This window comes from Shewanella xiamenensis, assembly GCF_014647135.1.
Classification (GTDB): Bacteria; Pseudomonadota; Gammaproteobacteria; order Enterobacterales; family Shewanellaceae; genus Shewanella; species Shewanella xiamenensis.
In genome coordinates, this window is the sequence record NZ_BMOP01000022.1 from 39,559 (window position 1) to 63,494 (window position 23,936).

The window sequence follows — 23,936 nt, forward strand, 5'->3', positions numbered from 1 at the left end:
AATATTTTTTGTCGAAGGATTATACTGGTGTTCGTTCGCTATGAACGGCTTGGGATGATGTTTGGGTGAGTGGATGAATCAAAATTTTAAAAAATTAATAAAAATCAGTGGCTTTTGTCGCTGGCTGGTGCTCTTGTCTGCTGTGGCGATTATCGCCCATCTGCTTTATAGCTATTGGGCCTATGATGAGATCCGCTTCAATACCAGTAATTCCCAGTTCCTCGAACTGTGGAACTTGCCGAACGCTAACCGAAACCTGTTGATCGTCATGCTAACCCCATTATTTATCTCATTTTTAGTCGGTGTTTATTGGCTACAACGGCTCTTATCCTGCTATCAACGGGGGTTATTTTTCAGTGATGAGAGTATGAAATGTTACTTGTGGCTCGTATGGCTGAAAGCCGCCGCTTTAGTGTTTGAAATGCTACAAAACTTAGGCATAGGCTATTATCATCAGTCATTTTTTGAGGATGGTCGCATCGAATTAGTGCTTGATTTTGGCAATATCACCACGATTTTATTGATGTTGCTTATCGTGTATTTGCTTAAAGCCGCCCGCGATTACGAGGCGGAAAACAAAGAGTTTGTTTGATCTTGAATATTATCGTTAATTTAGACGTCATGATGGCGATGCGAAAGGTGAGTTCTAAAGAGCTTGCCAAGGCAGTAGGCATTACCGAGGCTAACTTGTCCTTGCTTAAGCGGGGCAAAGTCAAAGGGGTGCGTTTTGATACCTTGGCGAGTATCTGTGAATACTTAGCCTGTCAGCCGGGGGATATTTTGGAATACCGAAAGGATGCTGAGCAAGATACGTCGGACTAAGGGGAGATGCCTAGGCTGCATGCTGTGCAGCCTAGGTTTGCGGTTTTACGCTTTTACTAACTGAGTTAAATCCGCTGGGCGGTAATAAACGGATTTCAGTACCTTGCCTTGGCGCACGACTTTACCGGCCATTTCTACATCTTTAGCGCATTTGGCGATGATAAATTCGCCCTTTTTACTGCCGACGATGTCAACGCCTTGCTCGGCATAAAAAGCAATGGTTTCGGCTAGCTCTTGCTCGTTGCGGCACACTTTGCTCATATTGCTCGAATGGACTTCGTCCCAGCAGGCGATAAAGTCAATTTCACGGTTTTTGGCGACACACAGCAGCAAGTCGATAAGGTAGCTGATTTCTAATTTGTCATGCATGTGCTCGGCGCCTAAGTGCACTAAACGCCCCATCAACACATACACTGAATCGACAATCGCATCGGCTTGTTCGATACGGCTATCGGCTTCGGCAAGTTCAGTTAACTCTTCAATAATCAGCGAAGTATGTAAGGTGTCAGCCTTATCATCCAATGAGCTGGAATCGTTGACGGCGAGGTCGAAGGTACTGCGAAACTCACTGATATCACGATACAAGTGGTCATAAATAGGTTGAGTTAAACAGCTGAGTTTCATCGGAGTGCCTTAGATTTTATCAATAGGTTTTACAAATAGATTGGTGAAATCGATTTATGGATAACTGCGGCAATTCTAAAGAAAGGTGGCGCAGAATACAAAGTGTGCTGGCCTTGAAGTAAAAAATACCCGCTGCCAAATCGGGGAGCAGCGGGTTTCGGCAAAGATTAGGGTGGACACCGAATGGAGATTTGATTAACAGGCACGGACTAAGTCACTAAAGACCTCGTCATTGACCGCTGGGTTAACGGCTTATTGCGCGTATTTGGCGATCAGCTTATCCAAATAAGGGGCAACCTCTTTGTCAGACCAATCTAAATAGCCACGAACAAATCCAACAAGATTACCTTTTGCATCAAATAAATAAGTCGCAGGAACCACATTGGCAGGAATGATCTGCTCGATATTTTTGTTGGGGTCGAGCCAAGTGCTGTATTGATTAAAACCATGCTGATTAAGAAACGGGCGTACTTCTTTTATCTCTTCATCAATTGAAATTGGCACAATAGCGATTTTTTTATCGGCAAATTGCTGTTGTAGTTTTTGCAGCTCGGGGATTTCCCTTAAACAAGGGACACACCAGGTTGCCCAGAGGTTTACTAGCGTAAGCTTACCTTGATGTTGTTTGAGGCTTTGTGCTTGCCCAGCTTCATCCATAAAAGGCACTTCGGGTATCCCGCGGGCATGTTGCATCTCAATAAAACCCGTCATGACTCGTGGTTTTGGAATTGCTTCGCCAGTGTCATAGAGTTTGTTTTGCAGAGAATGGGCCTGCACGACGCAGCTCAGCAGCAATGAAGTGCAAAGGAGGGTGAGCTTGGCTGTGGATGATTTCATGGGTTTATCCTTATATTCAAACTGAGCGAGTCGCGTTGTTAGCGGAAGGTGACTTGCGTTTTATCAGGGTAAGACCTAAGCCTAACCCTATGATTAATAACGCCAGTGGGCCTAGCCAAAGCGCCAGTGTTGAGGGTTTTAATTCTGGCTGATAACGGATTTTTTCACCGTAGCGCTGCACCATAAAATCGAGGATCTCATCCCGTTTATAGCCTTGTTCTAGCAGCGAAAAAATTTGCCCCTTGAGCTCATGGGCGATAGGTGCCTGCGACTCGAATAAGGTTTGGTTGGTCGCCATCGGGCAGCGCAGTACTTTGCTGATCGCTATTGCCTGTTGCTGATAGGATGTGCCCATATCCGAGCTTTCCTGTGCCGTCGCGAGAAAGGTTGTTCCGCCAAAACAGAGGATGAGTGACAACAACCAAAACAATAAACTCAAATAGGGGGAGCGAAATAATGGATTCATGGGGTTACAGTCTCCCTAGCTGAGGGGTACCTGCTGCCCTCAGTGCTTCTGTGTGTTCAACATGGCGAACTTGTCTGACGGGCCACGCTGCGATTGCTCCTGCGAGCATCATCAACATGGCGCCTAGCCAAATCCAAGTCGCTAATGGTTTATAGCTAATGCGGATCAGGTACTCAGTGTCGCTCAGTTGCAGTCCCATTGAGACGTAAATATCGCGCCAAAAACCGTGGTCGATGCCCGCGTGGGACATCTCCATACCATTGCTTTTAAAGGTTTGTCTTTGTGGTTGGATATAGCCCAGTACTCGATCGTCCTGCTTGGCATCGCGTACACTGATATTGGCCTGAATAGCAGTAAAACTTTGGCTCTCAACTTGCTCGGTACTCTCATACACCAGCACATAATCCGCTAACGGTTTACCTTGGCCTGGCCCCATTCGTAGCAGGGCTTCCTGCTCGAAAAAAGACACCGATGTTGCGCCGATAATCGTCACTACAACCCCGAAGTGTCCGAGCATCATGGCGACCCTTGCGCGCTTTGATGCTGACGGCTGGATTGGTCGTGCCGTGGATAAGTGTTCTGGAGCGCCGCGTGGTGGCTTGAGTATCATCTTTAGACTCAAACCAAGGCATAACAATAAAAATAACGCGCTGGCACTGCCAAGAACGAGGAATAATGCGCCATCGCCTTTAGTTTGATAACCCAGCACTGTTGCAATAATGGCAATGGCTACAGTGGGGACGGCCAATACCTTGAGTGGTTTGTGGGTGGATTGCCCCCAATTGAGTAGCGGGGCGAGGCCCATTAAGACGACAGCGATAAAGGTCAATGGGACAAAAATCGCATTAAAATAAGGTGCGCCCACCGACAAAGTACCCAGGTTTAACAGCTCATATATCAGGGGATAAAAGGTGCCAAGTAGTACGGAAAAAGCCGCGACTACCAGCACGATCACCCCAAGCAGTAATAAGGTCTCTTTGCTTAATAGAGCATGGGTGACTTCTCGTCTCAGTGCTGGGGCTTTTATCGCAAAAATAAATAGGGCAGCACCAACAAAAAGCACTAATAAACATAGGATTGACATACCTCTGGTTGGGTCAGCAGCAAAGGCATGTACCGATTGCACGATACCGGAACGCACCAAAAAGCTGCCTAACAAACTGAGGGAGAATGCTAATAAACATAAAAATAGTGTAGTAAGAGTAAAGCCCTGTGTTTTTCGGGTGAGCACTAAAGAATGCACCAGCGCTGTCGCAACCAGCCAAGGAATAAATGACGCGTTTTCAACGGGATCCCAAAACCACCAACCGCCCCAGCCCAGTTCGTTATAAGCCCACCAAGAACCAAAGGCATTGCCCCCTGTGAGGAAAATCCACGCCAATAGCACCCAAGGGCGCATGTATTCGAGGTGGCGAGTCGGTAACTTTCCTCCCAGTAACGATGCCAGTGCTGCGGCAAAGCAAACCGTTAGCCCGACATATCCCAAAAACAGCATAGGTGGATGCAGTATTAAGCCTATGTCCTGCAATATGGGGTTAAGGTCGCGCCCTTCGACTGGAATATTTGGTAGCAAGCGGGCAAAGGGATTGGAGGTAAAGAGTAAAAACAAATTAAAGCCGAGGATCACTAAGGCCAAAATTGCGAGGACTCGGCCAAAGTAAGCCTTATCAGCCTGTAAACTGGCACTATCGAGATTAACCTTATTCGTTGCTTGGCGCCAATTGATCACTGCGCCCCATAGGGCAATGGCGAACACCCAAAATAACATTGAGCCTTCATGGCTGCCCCACACGGCCGCAATTTTATAGCCCACAGCGAGTTGACTATTAGAATGGTTGGCAACATAGGCGACTGAAAAATCATCGCTAATAAAGCTAAATATTAAGCTACACAGTGCGGCAAATAAGGTAATAAATAGTGCGTAAAATAATTTATTGCCAAAGTGGATTAGGTAAACGTTATTCCGATAGCTACCAATTAAATGATTCGTTGCCGACAATAATGCAAAAACAGTGCTCATGATTAGCAATATGTGCCCTATTTCTGGAATCATATTTATCATTGATATTTCCTGCATGGCATTAGTTATCGATTTACATTAATACTGAAATTAATGAGAAGTTACTTTTTAGCGGTTAATCGGTACAGACTTATTTGTTTTTATCTAGGTAAGTTAGATGTTGAGTCTTTACCCATTCCACGATTGGCTTGCAGGGTAACTGAGTTTTAACGGAAGGAATGTGATCTGTCTCGGTATTAAAATCGTCATTTGTGGCTTTGGTTCTTTTTGAAAAATCAAAGCTGTTTTTAGGTTTTTTTAGATGTAAAAAAACAGATTTAAAATCTAAAAAATCACTAATAAAATTTTATCAAGTTTATGATTTGTTTGTATTTTTTGATTTTTAGCTCTATTGATTTCTGAATCAAAATTTAATGTGCTCTAGCGCAGATTTTTTGCTTTTTCTCTCATTCATTATGCCGTCACTGGTCAATTGTTTATGTCGTTCAGTGAACAGTTAGGTTCAGTGGAAAATATAAAACTAATGATAAATTAGGAGTGAATGATGAAGCGATGGAAAACCAAAACAGCCTTAGGCGTGCTGTTTTGTTTAGGTTCTGCCGTAAGCGCTACCACAATCGCATCCGATGCTAAATCGGATGGTAAAGTGGTCCCTGGTGTGGGTAATAAACAACAAACTCACTATACTCAAGATATCTTGGCTAACCCCAATTTAAATGAAAATTTAATGGAGAAATCCCGTGGTGTTAAAACACTGCAGGATTATATTGTTCAAGAGCAAGAATTGTTTGATTTTCTATTTGAAAATCACCCAGTTTTTAAATATGACGCAGAAGGTCGTTTAAAAGGCACTTATAAAGTCAGTGACCGTGGTGAAGAATATTTACACGGTGGTGACAGTGTTGCTTACAGTAAACACAGTAAAGAAGTGAACTCAACCGATGGCACCGCTGTACGTTATAGCTCTTATAACGATGGTCAGCGTCCAAAAGCACTGCAATACCGTTTAGGGGCAAAATCGATTTTAGATTTCCCTAACAAGTTTGTGGGCCCAGAAAAATGCGGTGAGTGTCATGGGCCGCAATACGAAAAATGGAGACGTTCACGTCACTCTAAGACGATTCGCTTCCCTGGCGAACATCCAGAAGTCGATAACGACCTGAAAAAAACCATGTATACCACCAAAGATACCACGATTCTGCCATCGGGTATTACGCCAGACGCTATCTACGCGACTGTGGGTACGCCACGTACTAAATATGGTTTTATCGACGCCTACCTAGTGCGCGGTACTTACCATGTGAAAGACGGTCTGTTGAAAGATGGCACTGGTACTATGGTCGCTGGTGGTAACCAATTCTCCCGCGGTTGGGCTGAGTGGTTAACTCCTGAAATGGCTGCAAAAATTAACAAAGCTATTCCAAGTTTCCCCGTCAAAATGGAAGATTTTGGTACCAGCGGTTCACACCAATGGGGCATGAGTTCATACGGTGCTAAGTATGAGAAGGAATTCCTATTCCAACCAGCTAGCTCCTATTGCGAAATGTGCCATAGCTTCAAGTTTGACTTCCAAACGAAAGATGAATTCTTCGCTGCTTTAGGCAACCCGAAAGAGCTGCAAAAACACACGATTTCTAAAGGGATTACCTGTGAAGAGTGTCATGGCGCAGGCGGCCACTTAGACGGCGGTATTGGTGGCGGTATGCCATCTAACTGTGAACGTTGTCACCAACGCTTCAACTTTGTTGAAGAGTTAGCTGAAACGCCACAGGGTAAAGAGAAGCTGGAATATGCCTTCAACGTGAAGATGAAATCTTCTTGCCCATCTTGCGGTACTGAAGGTTCACAAATGTTTGCCTCTGCTCACTATGACAAAGGTATGCGTTGTTCAACCTGTCACGATCCTCACGAAGTGACCGATGGTGATTGGAAGTCAGGCATTACTAAACCAAAAATCATCAAAGAGTGTACTGAGTGTCATACGGCTCAAGCCGAGATTGCTAAGAACACTAACACCCACAGCAACCAAACTTGCCAAAGCTGTCACATGCCAAACATGGGAAGCTGTGAAAACTTCACTGCGATCCAATTCCCAGATATGGCGGGCTTCGACAACGTTCGTAAGTCACACATGTGGAAGATTGATGTCGATCCACTGCGTAAGACCCTTAACCCACCAGAAGGTAAGTCTCGCGATGCGACGACCAAAGGTTGGACTGTGGCGAAAGATGAAAACGGCTACAACTACCTCGACCTAATGTGGACCTGTGCCCGTACTTCGGCTTCAGACCACGATGTAGTGGAAAACAAAGGTTGTCACAGCCAGTTCCAATCTGAACTTGAAGTGGGTCTGCACTTTGAAGACCAGATGGAAATCTACGGTGAAGTTCAAAAGTGGCAAAAACCAGTTAAAGAAACTTTTGCCCAAGTAGAACAAGCCCTTGCCCGTATCGACAAGCTGTTAGAAGTCACCAAGCTGTCGGTAGAAGACAAGACTCAAGTGCTGATGTTGACCGACAAAGCCCAAGATGTTGTTCGCCTGATCAAGGCTGACGGCTCATGGGGTGCGCACGGCCCAACTTACTCACTGAAACGTCTCGATGCAGCCTTAACCTATGTCACTCAAGCCCAAGCCATTATCGATGGTAAAGGTCTGAGCGCACAGAAAATCTAGTTCGACTCGAGTCTAACTTGTCCCCGGCACATCCGTGCCGGGGAATATACGAGGCCAAATAATGAATAACGTGATCCGACAAAGCCTGATAGGCGGCTTAATGGCACTGAGCTTGGGTGGCATCAGCCTTCCAGCCATTGCAGGGGGCGGTTCTGATATTTCTGAAGCACCCTATAACGAAATTCAGTTGAATCCTATTTCCATGCGGGAAGCAGAGACCTTAGTCGGTAAGCAAGGGGTTTATTTTTTCGACGTAAACACGCTGGAAATCTGGGCGGAAGGTTTTATCCCCGGGGCGGTTTTTTTCAATGTTCAAAATTGGAGAGAGTTACTTCCAAAGAATAAAGATGCGGTGATGGTGTTTTATTGCGCTAACCGCCTTTGTACCGCCAGCAACATGGCTGCACGGGAAACCATGAAGCTAGGTTACACCGGTGTACGCCATATGGCCGATGGTATTTTCGGTTGGCGCATGTCTGGAAGAACAACAGAAAAACCCTAGTAATCAAATAAATATATTAATCGGTTATGGGCAATGTCCATACGTTTTCGGCTAACGCACCAAGCCCCAGGGCTAAATTGTAGAGAACATAAAATGAAAACATCTATGCCAACGTCTTTTATCCCAAAAACCATCACAGTGGCGACCTGCGCCGCACTGTTTGTGTCTATGGCGAGCTTTGCCGCCCCAAGCCTTAAAACCGATGCAGATAAAGCGTCTTACAGTATCGGTGCCTCTGTCGGTAACTACATTTCTGGCCAGGTTTATAACCAAGTGGAACTGGGCGCAGAAGTGAATGTGGACTTAGTGGTTCAAGGTTTTGTGGACGCGCTGAAAAAACAACAGCAATTAACCGATGAAGAAGTGGTGACGTATCTCAATCAACGCGCCGAAGAATTAAATCAAGTGAGAAAAGCCAACGCTGAAAAATTAGCTGCTGAAAATACCAAGGCGGGTGAAGCCTTTCTTGCTGAAAACAAAAAGAAAGCTGGCGTGATTGTGACCGAATCTGGCCTGCAATATGAAGTGTTAACCCAAGGAACCGGTAACAAACCTAATCCTGAGGACGTGGTCACCGTTGAATACGTTGGCAAGCTTATCGATGGTACTGAATTTGAAAACACCGTTGGCCGCAAAGACCCTACGCGTTTTGCCTTAATGACGGTAATCCCTGGTTGGGAAGAAGGCTTAAAACTGATGCCAATGGGCTCTAAATACCGCTTTGTTATCCCAGCAAACTTAGCCTATGGCAATGAATTTGTGGGTGAAATTCCACCGCAATCTACCTTGATCTTTGAAATCGAACTGAAAAATATCGAAAAGCCAAGTGAGAAAAAAGAAGCCCGCATGATGGGCATGATGCCTGCTCACTAAGAGCAAACATCGGGGACTGAGCGTTCGGTTTTGTTCGCTCAGTCATAAGCTTGGGGCGGCAAGCAAAGAGGTTAGGTATGGCAAGTTTAGGGTTCACCATCGCACTCCTATTAAGCGGATTTGTTGCTTGGATATTTTGGCAACACGCACGCTTAAATCAACAGCAAACCGTTGCGGGGCTGCCTTTAGTCTCCCCTGGGTTGCCAGTGCTGTGCAGTGGTGTATTGCTTGCTATGACGCTCGCTATCTACAGCCAAACGGGGCGTTACCAGGATTGGGATAAGGGCATAGTCAATGAGCATATTGACTACTTAGTGGCAGCCGATATCACCAAAGCCGTTCGCCTGGTGGACGATCAACCACAAAACCCGCTGGCATTGATGTCACTTGCCCAGGCCTATAGCGCGGGTGGTTTATATAGCGATGCGGTGCAGACCTTGGACAAGTTGCTTGCGTTGGTGGGAGAAGATGCCGAGGTGCTAGGCGCTAAAGCGAATGCACTCTATTACCGCGATGGTCGCCAAATGACGCCGCAAACCCAAGCGCTGATTGCACAGATCTTGGCATTTGCGCCCTTTGAGCCGCAGACCCGCATGTTACAGGCCACCGATGCGTATCTTCATGGGCGTTACCAAGAGGCGACAGACCATTGGCAGGCACTACTGTCACAGCCAACGGCAGAGATTAATCGTGAGGCCATTTTAAACGCCATTGGCAAGGCCCAAAGCAAATTGAATGAAAGTGGATATTAATCAAGTCGCTAGCCATTTTCAGGCATGTAGGAACGATAACGATATAAATAAAAACGTCGGTATAAAACCGATAGATGGAGGATGTTGTGAGTGAAAATATAGAGAGACGGAGGTTCCTTAAAAGCGCTGGCATGTGCTCTTTGATGTTAACACCTTTAGCGGGTTGTTCGGTCAAAGAAGATGCTGACAGCGCCCATAAGTCCCATTACGTCATGGTGTTTGACCAAAATAAATGTGTCGGTTGTGGTGATTGTAAAACCGCCTGTAACCAAGCAAACAACTTACCCGCGGGTGTTTCTCGGGTGATCCTTGAGCAGCAAAGTGGTCGTGTTGAAGGTCAAGCCTGCCCTCATTGCGGCAAGATGAGTTGTGACTGTGAGCGTAAGTTTGTGCGGGTTTCCTGCCAGCAGTGTAAAAACGCCCCCTGTGTCACTGTTTGTCCAACGGGCGCGGCGCACCGCGACGCGAAAACGGGCATCGTGACTATGGATGCGAGCAAATGTGCGGGTTGTAAGTACTGTATTGGTGCTTGCCCTTACAACGCTCGTTACATCAACAAAGAGACGGATGTGGCGGATAACTGTGACTTCTGTTTGCATAGCAAGCTGTCTAAGGGCGAGCTACCCGCCTGCGTACAGAGCTGTAAGTACGACGCGCTGATCTTTGGTGATGCCAATGATCCTCAGTCCTATGTGAGTAAGTTATTGGCGGTAAAAGACTCAGTGCGGATTAAGCCGCAGTTTGGTACTGAGCCGAGCTTACGTTACATACCAATCGTCAAACTGGGAGTGTAAATATGGATACCAGTATGGAATTTACCCTCGGCTTATCCCAAGGCGTTGCTTGGCCTTGGCCGATTGCAGTGTATTTATTTTTCGCGGGGATTTCGGGCGGGGCGTTAACCATTGCGCTGGCGCTGCGTTTTTACCTAGGCCAGGTTGAAAATACCGCCTTCTTAAAAGCCGCGACTTTGCTGTCCTTTGTAACCATTAGCTTAGGGATGTTATGTCTGGTACTCGACTTGACTAACCCCTTATTCTTCTGGCGAATTTTGGTGTTTTATAACTTAAATTCTGTGATGTCGATTGGTGTTATTGCGCTGTCGGTGTATATCCCGTTAGTGGCAGTGGTGGCACTTTTAGCCCTCGAAAAAGAGCTGATGGCCATCCCACAATTGAAGTTTTTAGCGCCGATTATTGCCAAGTTAAAAGGCTTTAGACGCCCAATGGAAGCGCTCGTTTTAATACTGGCGTTATCAGTGTGTGCTTACACAGGCTTCTTGATTTCTGCGCTGATCCGCTTCCCGCTGATCAACACCTCGGTACTCCCTGCGCTGTTTATTGCCTCGGGTCTATCCGCGGGTGGCGCTTCAGCCAAAATGCTGGCGGTGTGGTTATTTAAAGAGCCCTTGCACAGCGGCGAAATGAAGATTCTACACGGCGCTGAGTGGCCGATTATGTTCGCCGAAGCCATGTTTATTTTCATGATCGCGACAGCACTATTAACGGGTAATGCCGGTGGTCAATTTGCTTTTGCCGCCTTCCATGAAGGTGTGTGGGCAAGCGTATTTTGGATTGGTGTTGTAGGTATCGGCTTTGCCGCGCCACTGCTACTGAACTTTGCGACGGGTAAACATTTTAGCCATTCGGCCAAAGCGTTTTATATGTCGGGAATGTGTGCGGTAGTGGGGATGATGTGTCTACGACTCTTTATCCTGTTAGCGGGCCAAAACTACGCGATTTAACGATGTACTAAGGCCTCGGCCTTTGATGAACCATTTTTTTATCAACCCTCGTCGCAAGAGGTCTGTCCCTGCAAGGTGCCTTGGCGAGGCGTTGATATTTTTCAAAGGATTAACAGCATGAAAAAGTTCTTTGGGTTGTTACTACTCGCTCCTTTGTTATTAGGCTGCAATAAGAGCGAAGCGACCGATCACCAACACAAAGCCGAGATGATCCACGAGCATGATCGTTGCCACCTATGCGGTATGGTGATCACTAAATACCCTGGACCAAAGGGTCAAGTACACCTTAAGGCCGAGAAGATGGTGCCTAAGTTTTGCTCTAGCCGCGATATGTTTAACTTTGCCTTACAGCCTGAAAATAAAAGACAAATTGCTTACATGATGGTGCATGACGCCGCGACAACCGATTGGGAACAGCCTGATGATGGCGCCTTTATCGATGCCGCCAGCGCATTTTATGTTTACGGCACCAGTAAAAAAGCCGTGATGGGGCCAGCAGTCGCACCTTTTAGCACTAAAGCCGCCGCCGAAGCCTTTGCAAAGGAATACGGTGGACGCGTATTAACCTTTGAAGATATCACTCTCGAATTACTCGCTGGCGATAAGTAGGCGATTGATCATGCTGCGTTTATTGCTCCTCTGTTGGCTCTGCACCTTATCCTTTATCGGTGTGACGCAGGAGTTAAGGGTTAAAGATACTGCCTCTTTAACCCACGCATTGGCGCAGGCGCAGGACGGTGACACACTCGTACTTGATACCGCAGTGTATGAAGGTAATTTCAGTGTCACCCGCTCCATTCATATTAAAGCCGAAGCGGGCGCGACCCTCGATGCCTTACGCCAAGGCAGCGCCCTCACCATTACTGCACCCAAAGTGATTGTCGAAGGACTCAATATCCGCCATTGGGGGCGGGATCTTTATTATCACGATGCAGGCATTTTATTGCAGCCCGGGGCAGACGAGGTGCTTATCAAGGGCAATCGGCTAGTGGGGGATGGCTTTGGGATTTATGGCGAACAACTTGCTGCGCCCCGTATTCTTGAAAATAGCATCAGTGGCAATGGCGCTATCTATGTATTAGACCGAGGCGATGGGATTTTCCTTAAGCATGTGACCGCGCCCGATGTGCAACAAAATCATGTTATCTTTGTCCGTGATGGGGTATATCTCGAGTCGGTGACGGACAGCAAAATTCACCATAATCAATTCGCTAAGCTTCAATACGGCATCCACTACATGTATACCCGAGGTGATGAAGCCTCAAACAATCAAGCGATTAGCGTCGACGGCGGCTACGCATTGATGAATTCACAACAAATCTACCTGCACCATAATCGCGTCAGCCAAGCGCGGGACTTTGGCATTCTGCTCAATATCACCAACGACTCTCATATTCAGGCGAATATCGCCACAGACGTGAAGCATCCCCAAGGTTCGGTAGAACTCGGTAACGAAGGCAAGGGCATTTTTATCTACGCCGCGCAGAATAATCGCATTCAAGATAATGAATTTAGTCACAGTGATACTGGGATCAGCATGGCGATGGGCGGTGAAGCAAACCGCCTTTGGCATAATCGTATTTTGGCCAATCAGGCCCAAGTTAAGTACGTCGGCGAGGCGCAGCTGGAGTGGAGTTATCAGGGGCAGGGCAATTACTGGTCTGAATACCGCGGCTGGGATGCTAATGGCGACGGAGTGGGGGATGTTACCCACAGACCTAACGACAATTTAGACAAGCTATTTTGGCTCTATCCCGAGGCGAAACTACTGATGGAAAGCCCGGTGGTATTGCTGCTGCGTTGGGTAGAGCGGCAGTTTCAGCCAACGAGTGTCAGCGGTGTGAGTGATAGTTTCCCCTTAATGCGACTGACCACAGAGGGAGATGGAATATGAGCCATTTTACCAACAATGCCATCGATCCACAGGCGCTGACATTAATGACAAAGCAAACTGCCGCCCAAGGGCAAGTGGCTGTTAAGGCCGTGGGATTGAGCAAGCGATATGCAGAGTTTGAAGCGGTAAAAAATCTTAATTTTGAAGTGTTTACAGGCCAAACTTTGGCGCTGCTTGGCCATAATGGTGCCGGTAAATCTACCCTGATCAAAATGATTTTAGGCTTGGTATCCCCAAGCGCGGGCCAGTTGTTTGTGCAGGGACAAGAGGTGCAAGCCAAACGGGTAAATGCGAGTTTGTCTTTGGGCTATTTACCTGAAAATGTAAGCTTTTATGACAGTATGACGGCGCATGAACTCTTAAGCTACTTCGCCAAACTTAAGGGTGTCCCCCCTGTGCGAGTCAGCCTTTTACTCGAAGAGTTTGGTCTGATGGCGGCTAAGGATAAACGGCTGCGCACCTTTTCCAAGGGGATGCGCCAACGTTTAGGCTTAGCGCAGGCGGTGCTTGCTGATCCTAAAGTGTTGCTGCTGGATGAACCGACTGTCGGGCTCGACCCTCTGGCATCGGCCTTTTTGTATCAAAAAATGGCGCAACTTAAGGCCCAAGGCTGCGCGATTATTATCAGTACCCACGAGTTAGGTTTAGTGCAAGATCAAATGGATAGCGCGCTGATTTTAGGCCAAGGCCAGATGCTTGCCTCAGGGAATTTGCTCAGTCTTAGGGCTGCAACCTCGCTACCTAGCCTGATTGAATTGCATCACTTTACGCCGCTGCAATATCAGCAGTTGCTAAGCCAAGCGTTGTTCGCCTCACTGTTAGAACCCTCAGCCTCAGACCGAGTGTGCTTAAGGGTGCCTGATGCGCTAAAAGCCAAGGTCATACAGCAATTACACTCCCTGAAGATCCATGAGTTTTCTATTGTGCCGCCGAGTTTACAGGATATTTTCCATTGTTATATGGCGAATCTTCAGCCCCAGAGCGCGTCCAGTTGCAACACCTTTGCTGGTACAGAAAACCTTAATTCGGAGTTAGTGGCATGAGCCAAATCTGTCAGTTAGAAAAGCAGCAAGGCTTGTCGAGTTTTCGTCCTCCTATGGCGCTGACATTGATTCAAGCCGTTGCGGCAAAAGAATTTAAAGACAATCTGCGTAACCGTTGGTTATGGCTTATGGCGGGTATGTTATTGATTCTTTCGCTGTGTGTGAGTTTTATGGGCAGCGCAGTATCGGGCAGTTTAGTGGTATTTGAGAGCGCGCAAATTTTTTCTGGTTTAGTCACGCTCGCGGTGTTTATTTTACCCTTGGGTGCCATTTTACTTAGCTACGATAGCTTTGTTGGTGAGCGGGAATCGGGCACCTTACTGTTGTTGCTGACTTACCCCTTAGCCCGTTGGCACTTGGTGTGTGGCAAATTACTCGGCCACGCCTATGTAATGGCCACTGCCTGTTTATTAGGATTTGGCTTAACGGCCTTGTTGCTGCTTGTCCTTGGAGCCGAACACGCACGGCTGGCCTTAGTGATTGGCTTTATTCATCTGATGGGTAGCGGAATTTTATTGTCCTTAGTGTTTGTACTCTTAGGTTACTGCGTAAGCCTGTGTGTGCGGGAAAAAGCCAAAGCCTTAGGTGTATTACTGCTGCTCTGGTTTGTGTTGGTGTTGGTCTACGATTTGGTACTATTAACAGCCCTCGTCAGTATGGCTGAAGTACTCAATCGTCAACTATTTAACCTATTGATTTTAATCAATCCTACCGATCTTTTCCGGGCTTTAAACTTACTCGCAAACCCTGCCGATACCTTATCGGCAAAGAGTACTCTCGCCCTAATTTCCCAAACGGGTATGGGCTTGCCCTTAATGTATGGTGTATTTGTGGGCTGGTTGACTGTTTTGCTACTGGTTTGTTGCGTTATTTTTAATCGCCAAGAAGTTTAGATACCCCTGCATTAGTTTAAATTTACGCTTAAAAAACAATAGGTAAACTGAGTGTAGAGTCACAGTATTTTATGTTGTTAAAAGGTAAAATAAGCCATCTTGATTTGGTAGCCACAAGTCACGGTTGCTCTCGGGTGAAACTGAGTTTCACTGTGTTTGCCCGTTGTTAGCGCAATCATAGTCTATTGTTTTGGCTTAGTTTTGGGCGCTTAACATGCATAAAATTACTTCATACCTCATGCTAGATGAACAGGCCAAGCTGCTGGTTGACCATGTTCATGGAACCGAGATCGGCCTGACTTTTTCAGAAGCCGCCGTACTCGTGTTGCTGCTGTCATCGCCGAATGCCATTTTTACCAAGGAAGAATTGCTACAAGTAGGCTGGCCAGATCGCGTGGTCGCACCAACCTCTTTGACTCAATGCATCAGCACATTACGTAAAAAATTAGAGCCTTATACCGAGGTACAGCTCAAAACTGTGGCACGCCGCGGTTATCAATTGCATGTCTCAGAACAGTCCCATGTAAAAATGTTGGCGATTAACGATGCCGATGCTATCCGCGATGCGATTGTGGGTGTCTCTGCTTGGACTAAGGTTGCTGGTATCGTCATGCTGGGGATGATCCTCACCTTGATCTGGTACTGGAGCGATCACCATGCTGTGGTGAAGCATGTCGCGAAATGGAATGCCGATAAATATATCAGCCTGAATATTGGTGGCACCTTAGGTACGGCGCAGGTGTTGTATATCGATGATGAAGAGCATTTACACCCCTCGTGGTGGCAAAAACATTTAGCACCAGAAGGTAACCATATCGATGGCTTACCTTATTTCAGTGCCTTTGCGTCAACGGATGGTAAAAACTATTCGATGGCAATATGCCCTGCGTTAGATGCCAAGGATTGTACTGGCAAAGGCATCATCAATATCACTTCGATTGATGCTAAACCCGCTGGCCTGAGCATGGCGGAATTTATTCCACTTAGTAAAAAGATGGAAGAGCGGATCCGCTACAACCGCGTAGTCTTACCCGTTGATGATAAAGGGGTTGGGGAGCTACTGGAGCATAACTACCATGCGGATATTTATTTTCCGGTGGCTGGTGAGTTACTGGTTCGCACGGATCTCAGCATGTCGCTGGTGTACGAGGGGCAAAGTCGAGGCAAGTTTTACTCCACCTCATGCATTACCGATCAGGACTGTTTAACTACACCGATTAAGTACACCATTCGGGGCGATTTTGAGCAATATCAAACCCAGATAGGTGATCTCAATGTGGATGTTTTTCATGTCAAAGTATCACAAAAAGAGCTGACTAAACCCGATGAGGTGAGCCATTCGGCCATGCAGTTTTACCGTGCGATTCGCAAACACGATATTCGCGATGAAGATCTGTTCTATTATCGGGTTTATCAAAATAAGGACACTGCCGTTTGGATCGTCCCGCAAATGGGGCAGTTGCTGGCGTGGACTCAGTACACTCAAGTTAAGCTTTAATCACAAAACCATCTAAACAGCCGATAACCATCGGCTGTTTTGCTTTTTGCTAGAAGCATCCGCTTGCCAAGAGATAGAGTGTATTAAAGACTTTGCATTAACTTTCTATCATAAAGTGTGAGTTTCTTTTACATCCCACCATATCGCCAGTTACACTGCCTCGCCATGCTGGAAAGCATTTAAATAGCCAAAATACCAAAAATACAAGAATAACAACGGAAGGAGTCTCATATGTCGGACCGCCTGATCCCCGCCATATTACTGTCGACGACAGTGCTGACAGGGTTAACTGCCTGTGGTGATAACACCAAGGAAACCGCCGCTGCCGCCAGCGATAATGCTGCAAAAGTACAAACCAGCGCAGCGCCTGCTGCCAGCCAACCCGCCACGCCAATCGGCATTAACCTCGCGGCCATGTCGCCCAAGGTGAAACCCGGTGATGACTTTTATACCTACGCCAATGGCGAGTGGATGAAAACCACAGAGATCCCCGCCGATCGTTCAGGCACAGGCGCTTTTTTAGTGGCTTTCCAAGAGACGGAAAAGCATAAAACCAGCCTGATAGCCGACTTAGTTAAGGCCGAACACCCCGCTGGCAGCGATGATGCGCGCATTGCCGATTTCTACAAGGCGTACACTAACACCGCGGCAATCGATGCGGCGGGCATGAAGCCAATGGAAGCCGATTTAGCCCGTTATCAAGCCATTGCGGATAAACAGGCTTTATCGGCGGCGCTTGGTGCTAACCTGCGCGCCGATGTGGACCCGCTCAATGCCACCGACTTTTTCACTGAAAACCTCTTTGGTATTTTCGTCACCCAAGGTTTGGCGACACCGGGTGAAGTACTGCCTTACCTGCTGCAAGGCGGTTTAGGTTTACCCGAGCGCGAATACTATCTGTCGGACGATCCTAAAATGGTCGAGATCCGCACCGCTTACCGCGCTTATATCGAAACCCTGTTGACCGATGCGGGCATCAGCGATGCTGCTAGCCGTGCAGATCGTATTTTTGCTCTCGAACACAAGATCGCTAGCGCCCACGCCAGCCGTGAAGACAGTGAAGATTTCACTAAGGCATCGGGTGTGTGGAGCCGCTCCGACTTTGACGCTAAAGCCCCTGGCATCGACTGGACAGCCTTTTTGGATGCCGCCCAGCTTGGCAAGCAAGATAGATTTGCCGCTTACCACGCCAGTGCCATTACTGGGCTGTCGGCGTTGGTGGCCTCTGAGCCGTTGGATGCGTGGAAAGACTGGCTGGTGTTCCACCATATCAACAGCCACGCCGATGTATTGCCATCGGCTATCGATAACGCTTCTTTTGCCTTTAACGGCACTAAACTGTCGGGCACACCCGAGCAGCGCAGCCGCGATAAACGCGCATTGAGTGCCTTGGATGAGTACCTTGGTGATGCCGTGGGCCGCGCCTACGCCGAGCATTATTTCCCGGCCTCGGCCAAGGCCGAAGTTAGCACTATGGTGGATAACATCGTCAGTGCCTTTGGTAAGCGGGTCGAAAAACTCGAGTGGATGGACCCTTCAACCAAGCAGGAAGCCTTAGCTAAGGTCGCGACCATCGCCGTTGGCGTGGGTTACCCTGATAAATGGCGCAATTACGATGCCTATGCCGTATCGCCAACCAATGCCTACGCCAATGCCATCAATGGTGAGAAGGTGGAATATGCCCATCAACTCGCCAAAATCGGCAAACCTATGGATAAAGGTGAATGGTGGATGACGCCGCAAGTCGTCAACGCAGTAAACTTGCCAGTGCAAAACGCGCTTAACTTCCCCGCGGGGATTTTACAGCCGCCATTCTTCGATGCGAAGGCCGATGCCGCCTATAACTATGGCGCGATTGGCGCTGTGATTGGCCATGAGATCAGCCATAGCTTCGATAATAATGGTGCCGCCTTCGACTCGACGGGCGCAATGCGTAACTGGTGGACGCCAGCGGACTTTGCTCAGTTTGCCAAACAAGGTGAGGCACTGGCGAAACAGTTTGATGCCTATGCGCCATTCCCAGATTTGCATGTAAACGGCAAGCTGACCTTAGGTGAAAACATTGCCGACGTGGCGGGCTTAGCGGCCGCACTCGATGCTTACCATGCTTCACTTAATGGCAAACCCGCGCCGGTTATCGATGGCTTTACCGGCGACCAACGCTTCTTTATCGGCTTCGCCCAGACTTGGGCAACCAAGATGCGTGACGAAGCTTTGCGTGCCCGCGTGGCGACCGATGGTCATGCCCCTGGCATGTACCGCGCGCTGACCGTGCGTAACTTAGATGCCTGGTACACCGCATTCGATGTGAAGCCCGGCGATAAGCTGTACTTAGCGCCAGAGGATCGTGTGAAGATCTGGTAAGTTCATCGTCTTAAACAGCATCAACTAACGGGAACATATTGTTCCCCTTATACTTTGCGCTATTCAGCTATTAGAATATTTAGCGGTTCGCCGAAGTCCTGTAAGATGATGCTTTAGTATTTACATTGTGATTAAGGGATGAGGCATGAGTGTAGAAAACCGCTATTTTTACGAGCCGAGTAAGGGACATGGGTTATCGCACGATCCCTTAAATGCCATTATAGCCCCCAGGCCCATAGGTTGGATCTCCTCCCGCAATGCACAGGGACAACGCAATCTTGCGCCCTATAGTTTTTTTAATTGTTTCAACTACAAACCACCGATCATTGGCTTCGCTAGTACGGGCTGGAAAGACAGTGTTGCTAATATCGTCGAGACAGGGGAGTTTGTGTGGAACCTCACTACCCGCAGTCTCGCCGAGAAAATGAATCAAACCTCCGCCATGTTGCCCCGCGGTGAAGATGAGTTTGCCTTTGCCGGACTGACTCCTAAGGCTGGCACTATTGTTCAAGCCGAGCTGGTGGCCGAAAGCCCAGTGAATTTTGAGTGTAAGCTTTCTCAATCTATTCAATTAACAGCCGCCAATGGTGACAAGATTGATACTTGGCTGGTGCTAGGTGAAGTGGTTGCTGTGCATATCGCCAAGCATTTACTCAATAGTGATGGCGTGTATCAAACCGCCCTCGCCGAACCCGTGCTGCGCGCCGGCGGCCCATCGGCCTACTATGGGATTTCGGAAGCGTTACGGTTTGATTTACATAGACCACAAGTGTAAGGGGCTGCTGAGGTGTCGCAGGGCTGTGGGTGTTTAACCCCGAGTTGGTTTATGGTTGTGGTGTTAAAGGTTTATACATTAGTAATTAAAAGCTAAATCAACGTCGTGGGGCTTCACCCCCTGATTTTTTATAAAGAGTCGACCAAGGAGGGAGCAACAGCAATTCCCTCTTGCCCCTTCGTTAACAAGAGTCCTCGCCGAACAACGTCCATGTTTAACTGCCAGTTCGCCGTCCATGGCTCTCGTTCGTATAGCTGCGTTGCAGCACTCACCCTAGTGAAGTTACATGCATTGGTTACCTGTCTCATACTCCAATAAAAATCGCCTAACGGCTCAGATGGGACATCCCTGTCCCCCCGAGCCTGCGCCATCATCCATGATGCCGCCACGGTTCCACTCAAACAACTAAGAGCTATCTGCGTATTTTGACAACTTCGCAGGGGGAGGTGAACTCCTGAGATTTCGGTGTTAGCGGCTAATCTCAAAAGAGTTCTGCCTGTCCAATCTTTTCCAAAGATCTGTGCCTGTCCTGTCTTTTTTAGGTTGAATTTGAACAACATATGTTTCTTCCATACTCATATGAGGTAAGTTATTATAGCTTGTTGCTTAATTGTGCGTTTTTGGTTTGGTAAATGTTTGCGATTTTTCTCAAGGATGAAAGGATATGAGGATAACAATTTTTGTAGTAGCCATTTGTGGTCTGCTAACCAGTATGACAAGTATCGCTGTGGGCTATAAAGTAGTAAATACAAATCCAACATTTGATAAGCTATCATATCTAGATTCTGACAGTGAATTCGTGATTCCAAGTGTTAATCCTACTGATTTTGAGGAAAAGGCACTAATTCTAGGTGATAGATTAGTTTTTACAGCTGTTGATGCTAATGGGAGTAGAGAATTATACTCTTATTCTAATTTAGATAAAAATGTCAAAAAACTTAGTACTTCAAATACTACAGGATTAATTAATGGTTTAAGAAGAATAGGGAAAAATAAGGCTGTATTTACGGCAGAGAAAGGTCTTTTTGAGACTGATGGTACAATTGTCAATACGAAGAAAATATTTACTGATGAATTTGTTAAATCTACTAGGATTATATCAGTTAATAATATAATAAGAGTCGATGCTGATGGAATCGTACATCAAAACGTTAATGAAATCGTTAAACGACAAATTTCAGGGGAGGATACTGTAATCTATTCTGGCGTTAATAGCACATATGGTATTATGAGAATAGGTCGTTATAGTATTACAGAGCAAAGAGGTGATCAAATCTCTGCAAAAGGATTTATAGGCTCAGTTGTGACCGATGGAACTATAGAGAATACTCATGAAGTGAGTATGAAGAAGATTCAAAGTCCTGATAGATTGAAGCGCAATGTAACCTATAACTACAATGAAAATTCGATGTTCTTTTTGAGTGAAATTGGTTCTGATATTGTTTTTTCAAAACTGACAGATGATGGTATTGAAAATATTCTCAGCCTTAATGGAGACATTGCCTGTGGTGCTGAAAAATTAGATATGGTTACATTCTTCGCTTTTTCTAATATCTTTGAGAATGAACATAGCTATTATATATCGAGTGATGATGAAAATGATTTGATGGAATCAAGGACATTTAAGAAAAATTCTTGCGTAGTTGTTATTGGAAAACAAAGTAAAAAAATAGAAAAAATCATAAACTATAATAAAAATAGCTATGTCTATTCTGATTTCATCGGCTTTAATTCTGCAGGTGAATTGATAGCTGTAGTTGATCAATGGCAGAAAGGGGATTATAGCTCCTATGGAACTCGTTTTGAAAAAAACAACATACTGATTTTCGATCCTAGAACAGAAAAATCAAGATTTATTTTCGAGTCTGATTATAGAACATTTGAATCTTTATACGTTTCAGATTCAAACTTTATGTTTAATTTAGTGGACTTCAATTCACCAATGGTTGATTCAGCGAAATGGCGCACTTCAACCTATAAACTCAATTTATATAATCTTAAGTTGACAAAGGTTTCTGGAAACTCGAATAATTTTGATCAATATGGACGGCCTGCAGGTTTCGTTCTTATCGATAAGACAGAAGATCTAGCTCAATTTTACGAGATCAATGGCAATGTAATTTCAATTGGTTATTTCCCATTTTTTGGTATGTACAGTTTTACTGATAAGATTAATTTGATTAGACTAGATTCAAGATATTATCGCGATGGTAAAAGTGATACCTCTGAATATAATTACTTTCCGGTATCAAATGGATGGATTTTTAAGAATGGAATAAATAATAAAATTGGACATATAAATTTTCGAGGAGAACTTACTTACATTGACTTCCCTGTTATATGTAGAGTTGAGTGTGGTTTTTATTTTAATGGAGTTATTAGTGATGGAAATTATTACTATGTAAAAATTGATATCAATGATGAGTCTTTACTTTTTAGACTTAATCAAGAGAATACTGTGCCAGTAGATAAAATAAGGCTGGCGAATGAATTTTTATATTTAAATATTAACTCTGTTATTGATGTTAATCCTGTGGTTGATGGTAAATATCTTAAAGCGTCGGTAGGTTTTTATGACTTTAAGGCTGGTGCTTTTGTCGAGCCGCAATATCAGTGTGGAACTTCAACACTTTTTGCAAAGTATATAGATCATAACCAACATGTTAGGCTTATTTCTCAGCAAGGCAGTGAACTGTTTTCTAGTGAGTCTGTTGCTTATATAGAATTCAGTTCGAAAGAGCTTGGTAAAGTTTTAATATCTTATACTGACGAGAGTTATAGATTTAAATTATCCTTGTTAGATTGCAAAGACGGAAGTTTAGCTATTATACCAGAAGATAAATCACCGTTTGTCGATCTTAGTCGCAACATGGCATTCAATAAATATGATGGTAAATATTATTACTTTGCGAATAGTATGCTGTATTCACTGAATGTGATGACTGGTAATATTGATTTAGTCTATGATGCAACCCTGATACCATTCCCATATGGCATTCAGAATTTGGCCTTTGTTGGTGAAACAGTTTTATTTTGGTCTGAGCAACTAAGTCCCATGGATGAATATAAGGTCTATTACATCAAGGCTGGGAGTTTTGGTGAGATATATCTAAACGATGGAGTAACTCATCAGCTATCACTAATTAAAGGCCAGTATAATATTGATGGAAGATATATTTATGGATATCATCGTCGCGCTTCTACTCAATTTGACTCTGGCAGTCAAAATGAGTTTTTTATTTTTGACAATGAAACATTGGAAGTAAAGCTGTTAGATACTTTTCCTGATTCCTCCCGTTCTGATATATCTACTCCTAAATTTTCATCCGGCCGTGTTATGTATAATGGTAGTGCTCCTGGTTTTCTTGATGAGTTCATTTTGATAAATCCTGCTTGTGCATTTTATGATCAATGTGACTGGGCGAATTCCCCTCCAAATGTAGATATGAATTTGACATTATATTATGCGGCTGGGGATCATTTTTATATTCCAGTGAGAGCTATTGATTCAGATTTTGATAAGTTGACATTTAGCTTGGAAGATAAACCAAACTGGATGAGTGTTACCGCTGATGGAAATATTAAAGGAGTAATTCCTAATAATGCAAAGGCAAGCAATCCTATAACTATCATCGTAGATGATGGTATTAATCGTGTCAGTCAGACATTTTCTTTAAATATAGTGGATGCCAATGTTAATGATGGTGGAACTAAGCCTCCTCCGATCGTTCCGTCTGAGCCTCCGACGACAGAAGATTCAAGTGGAGGAGGTGGCGGGGTTGATATTGCTTTTTTATCGGCATTGTTGCTGCTCTTGTTTTTGAGAGAGTTTTTTTACTTTCGCAAAATAAAGTTTTAGGACGACGTCGTTTTCTTATCTTGTGCTACCAAAAGATAGGACTGGCATAACTCTTTTTTGCTTTTAAATCAGAGTCAAGATCAAAGTCAAAGTCAAAGTCAAAGTCGTGGGGCTTCAACCCTGATTTTTAATCAAGAGTCGACTAAGAGGGGAACAATAGTAATTCCCTCTAAATAGCTGATCCGAATACTGCTACATTTTCGCCGTGCCATGCCCACTGCCAGGAAATGGGGAAACGGTTCCCATAAAATGCCATACCATGCCAAGCAGTTCCCGTATGTTCCTGCAAGCGTGAT

Annotated in this window: 20 protein-coding genes; 16 read left to right on the forward strand and 4 right to left on the reverse strand. The window is 45.6% G+C overall.

The features are described 5' to 3' along the window. The first annotated feature begins 73 nt into the window (after nt 1–73). Together IEY09_RS16030 and IEY09_RS16035 are read left to right on the forward strand one after the other, a co-directional pair. Complete coding sequence (locus tag IEY09_RS16030; RefSeq protein ID WP_069453716.1) at nt 74–592, forward strand: DUF2975 domain-containing protein; 519 nt, start codon at nt 74–76, stop codon at nt 590–592. 2 nt (nt 593–594) lie between these two features. After that, nucleotides 595–822: a helix-turn-helix domain-containing protein gene (locus IEY09_RS16035; RefSeq protein ID WP_039978987.1), complete on the forward strand. Its 228-nt coding sequence runs from the start codon at nt 595–597 to the stop codon at nt 820–822. 45 nt (nt 823–867) lie between these two features. On the opposite strand, the gene IEY09_RS16040 is transcribed toward IEY09_RS16035, so the two are convergent. The 4 genes from IEY09_RS16040 to IEY09_RS16055 all read right to left on the reverse strand — a co-directional run bounded on the left by IEY09_RS16040 (nt 868) and on the right by IEY09_RS16055 (nt 4,811). Next, nucleotides 868–1,446 (reverse strand): nucleoside triphosphate pyrophosphohydrolase family protein, encoded by a 579-nt coding sequence (locus tag IEY09_RS16040; protein ID WP_144375726.1) that lies wholly within the window; start codon nt 1,444–1,446, stop codon nt 868–870. A gap of 252 nt (nt 1,447–1,698) precedes the next feature. After that, the gene (locus tag IEY09_RS16045; protein WP_037413878.1) at nt 1,699–2,283 is read right to left on the reverse strand and encodes a TlpA family protein disulfide reductase; all 585 of its coding nucleotides are present in this window, start codon (nt 2,281–2,283) and stop codon (nt 1,699–1,701) included. Nucleotides 2,284–2,299: 16 nt separating this feature from the next. Then, the gene (locus IEY09_RS16050) at nt 2,300–2,749 is read right to left on the reverse strand and encodes a cytochrome c-type biogenesis protein (RefSeq protein WP_037413880.1); all 450 of its coding nucleotides are present in this window, start codon (nt 2,747–2,749) and stop codon (nt 2,300–2,302) included. A 4-nt stretch (nt 2,750–2,753) separates the two neighbouring features. Then, entirely contained in the window at nt 2,754–4,811 is a 2,058-nt protein-coding gene (locus IEY09_RS16055; RefSeq protein ID WP_186293735.1) for a heme lyase CcmF/NrfE family subunit, read from the reverse strand. Nucleotides 4,812–5,313: 502 nt separating this feature from the next. Here IEY09_RS16055 and sirA point away from each other — a divergent pair. The 14 genes from sirA (at nt 5,314) to IEY09_RS16125 (ending at nt 23,640) form a co-directional block, all read left to right on the forward strand. Continuing rightward, a complete protein-coding gene (gene sirA, locus IEY09_RS16060) occupies nt 5,314–7,443 on the forward strand; it encodes a dissimilatory sulfite reductase SirA (protein WP_037413884.1) in 2,130 nt (709 codons plus the stop codon). Nucleotides 7,444–7,504: 61 nt separating this feature from the next. Continuing rightward, complete coding sequence (locus IEY09_RS16065) at nt 7,505–7,945, forward strand: rhodanese-like domain-containing protein (protein ID WP_037427342.1); 441 nt, start codon at nt 7,505–7,507, stop codon at nt 7,943–7,945. Nucleotides 7,946–8,038: 93 nt separating this feature from the next. Beyond that, complete coding sequence (locus IEY09_RS16070; protein WP_037413888.1) at nt 8,039–8,818, forward strand: FKBP-type peptidyl-prolyl cis-trans isomerase N-terminal domain-containing protein; 780 nt, start codon at nt 8,039–8,041, stop codon at nt 8,816–8,818. Between the two features lie 77 nt (nt 8,819–8,895). Then, a complete protein-coding gene (locus IEY09_RS16075; protein ID WP_188871855.1) occupies nt 8,896–9,570 on the forward strand; it encodes a tetratricopeptide repeat protein in 675 nt (224 codons plus the stop codon). 86 nt (nt 9,571–9,656) lie between these two features. Further along, the gene (locus tag IEY09_RS16080; protein ID WP_037427340.1) at nt 9,657–10,364 is read left to right on the forward strand and encodes a 4Fe-4S dicluster domain-containing protein; all 708 of its coding nucleotides are present in this window, start codon (nt 9,657–9,659) and stop codon (nt 10,362–10,364) included. 2 nt (nt 10,365–10,366) lie between these two features. Further along, a complete protein-coding gene (gene nrfD / locus IEY09_RS16085) occupies nt 10,367–11,314 on the forward strand; it encodes an NrfD/PsrC family molybdoenzyme membrane anchor subunit (RefSeq protein ID WP_037427338.1) in 948 nt (315 codons plus the stop codon). 117 nt (nt 11,315–11,431) lie between these two features. Next, nucleotides 11,432–11,923, forward strand: a complete 492-nt coding sequence (locus IEY09_RS16090; protein ID WP_037413896.1) for a nitrous oxide reductase accessory protein NosL — start codon at nt 11,432–11,434, stop codon at nt 11,921–11,923. A 10-nt stretch (nt 11,924–11,933) separates the two neighbouring features. Next, nucleotides 11,934–13,208 (forward strand): nitrous oxide reductase family maturation protein NosD, encoded by a 1,275-nt coding sequence (gene nosD, locus IEY09_RS16095; RefSeq protein WP_188871857.1) that lies wholly within the window; start codon nt 11,934–11,936, stop codon nt 13,206–13,208. Then, the gene (locus tag IEY09_RS16100) at nt 13,205–14,251 is read left to right on the forward strand and encodes an ABC transporter ATP-binding protein (protein ID WP_188871859.1); all 1,047 of its coding nucleotides are present in this window, start codon (nt 13,205–13,207) and stop codon (nt 14,249–14,251) included. Before nosD ends, IEY09_RS16100 begins: the two co-directional genes overlap by 4 nt. Continuing rightward, complete coding sequence (locus tag IEY09_RS16105) at nt 14,248–15,144, forward strand: ABC transporter permease (RefSeq protein WP_037413901.1); 897 nt, start codon at nt 14,248–14,250, stop codon at nt 15,142–15,144. Before IEY09_RS16100 ends, IEY09_RS16105 begins: the two co-directional genes overlap by 4 nt. Before the next feature lie 214 nt (nt 15,145–15,358). Continuing rightward, a complete protein-coding gene (locus IEY09_RS16110) occupies nt 15,359–16,642 on the forward strand; it encodes a winged helix-turn-helix domain-containing protein (RefSeq protein WP_037413903.1) in 1,284 nt (427 codons plus the stop codon). Between the two features lie 231 nt (nt 16,643–16,873). Further along, on the forward strand, nt 16,874–19,006 hold the full coding sequence (locus tag IEY09_RS16115; protein WP_188871861.1) for a M13 family metallopeptidase: 2,133 nt from the start codon (nt 16,874–16,876) through the stop codon (nt 19,004–19,006). 145 nt (nt 19,007–19,151) lie between these two features. Continuing rightward, nucleotides 19,152–19,781: a flavin reductase family protein gene (locus IEY09_RS16120; protein WP_188871863.1), complete on the forward strand. Its 630-nt coding sequence runs from the start codon at nt 19,152–19,154 to the stop codon at nt 19,779–19,781. Between the two features lie 664 nt (nt 19,782–20,445). Next, a complete protein-coding gene (locus IEY09_RS16125; protein ID WP_188871865.1) occupies nt 20,446–23,640 on the forward strand; it encodes a hypothetical protein in 3,195 nt (1,064 codons plus the stop codon). Nucleotides 23,641–23,936 lie beyond the last annotated feature (296 nt).

Excerpts from the sequence above, each read along its gene's own strand:
- IEY09_RS16030 (WP_069453716.1), top strand. The coding sequence starts at position 74 with ATGAATCAAAATTTTAAAAAATTAATAAAAATCAGTGGCTTTTGTCGC.
- IEY09_RS16040 (WP_144375726.1), bottom strand. The coding sequence starts at position 1,446 with ATGAAACTCAGCTGTTTAACTCAACCTATTTATGACCACTTGTATCGT.
- IEY09_RS16045 (WP_037413878.1), bottom strand. The coding sequence starts at position 2,283 with ATGAAATCATCCACAGCCAAGCTCACCCTCCTTTGCACTTCATTGCTG.
- IEY09_RS16050 (WP_037413880.1), bottom strand. The coding sequence starts at position 2,749 with ATGAATCCATTATTTCGCTCCCCCTATTTGAGTTTATTGTTTTGGTTG.
- IEY09_RS16055 (WP_186293735.1), bottom strand. The coding sequence starts at position 4,811 with ATGATAAATATGATTCCAGAAATAGGGCACATATTGCTAATCATGAGC.
- sirA (WP_037413884.1), top strand. The coding sequence starts at position 5,314 with ATGAAGCGATGGAAAACCAAAACAGCCTTAGGCGTGCTGTTTTGTTTA.
- IEY09_RS16065 (WP_037427342.1), top strand. The coding sequence starts at position 7,505 with ATGAATAACGTGATCCGACAAAGCCTGATAGGCGGCTTAATGGCACTG.
- IEY09_RS16070 (WP_037413888.1), top strand. The coding sequence starts at position 8,039 with ATGAAAACATCTATGCCAACGTCTTTTATCCCAAAAACCATCACAGTG.
- IEY09_RS16075 (WP_188871855.1), top strand. The coding sequence starts at position 8,896 with ATGGCAAGTTTAGGGTTCACCATCGCACTCCTATTAAGCGGATTTGTT.
- nrfD (WP_037427338.1), top strand. The coding sequence starts at position 10,367 with ATGGATACCAGTATGGAATTTACCCTCGGCTTATCCCAAGGCGTTGCT.
- IEY09_RS16090 (WP_037413896.1), top strand. The coding sequence starts at position 11,432 with ATGAAAAAGTTCTTTGGGTTGTTACTACTCGCTCCTTTGTTATTAGGC.
- nosD (WP_188871857.1), top strand. The coding sequence starts at position 11,934 with ATGCTGCGTTTATTGCTCCTCTGTTGGCTCTGCACCTTATCCTTTATC.
- IEY09_RS16100 (WP_188871859.1), top strand. The coding sequence starts at position 13,205 with ATGAGCCATTTTACCAACAATGCCATCGATCCACAGGCGCTGACATTA.
- IEY09_RS16105 (WP_037413901.1), top strand. The coding sequence starts at position 14,248 with ATGAGCCAAATCTGTCAGTTAGAAAAGCAGCAAGGCTTGTCGAGTTTT.
- IEY09_RS16110 (WP_037413903.1), top strand. The coding sequence starts at position 15,359 with ATGCATAAAATTACTTCATACCTCATGCTAGATGAACAGGCCAAGCTG.
- IEY09_RS16115 (WP_188871861.1), top strand. The coding sequence starts at position 16,874 with ATGTCGGACCGCCTGATCCCCGCCATATTACTGTCGACGACAGTGCTG.
- IEY09_RS16120 (WP_188871863.1), top strand. The coding sequence starts at position 19,152 with ATGAGTGTAGAAAACCGCTATTTTTACGAGCCGAGTAAGGGACATGGG.
- IEY09_RS16125 (WP_188871865.1), top strand. The coding sequence starts at position 20,446 with ATGAGGATAACAATTTTTGTAGTAGCCATTTGTGGTCTGCTAACCAGT.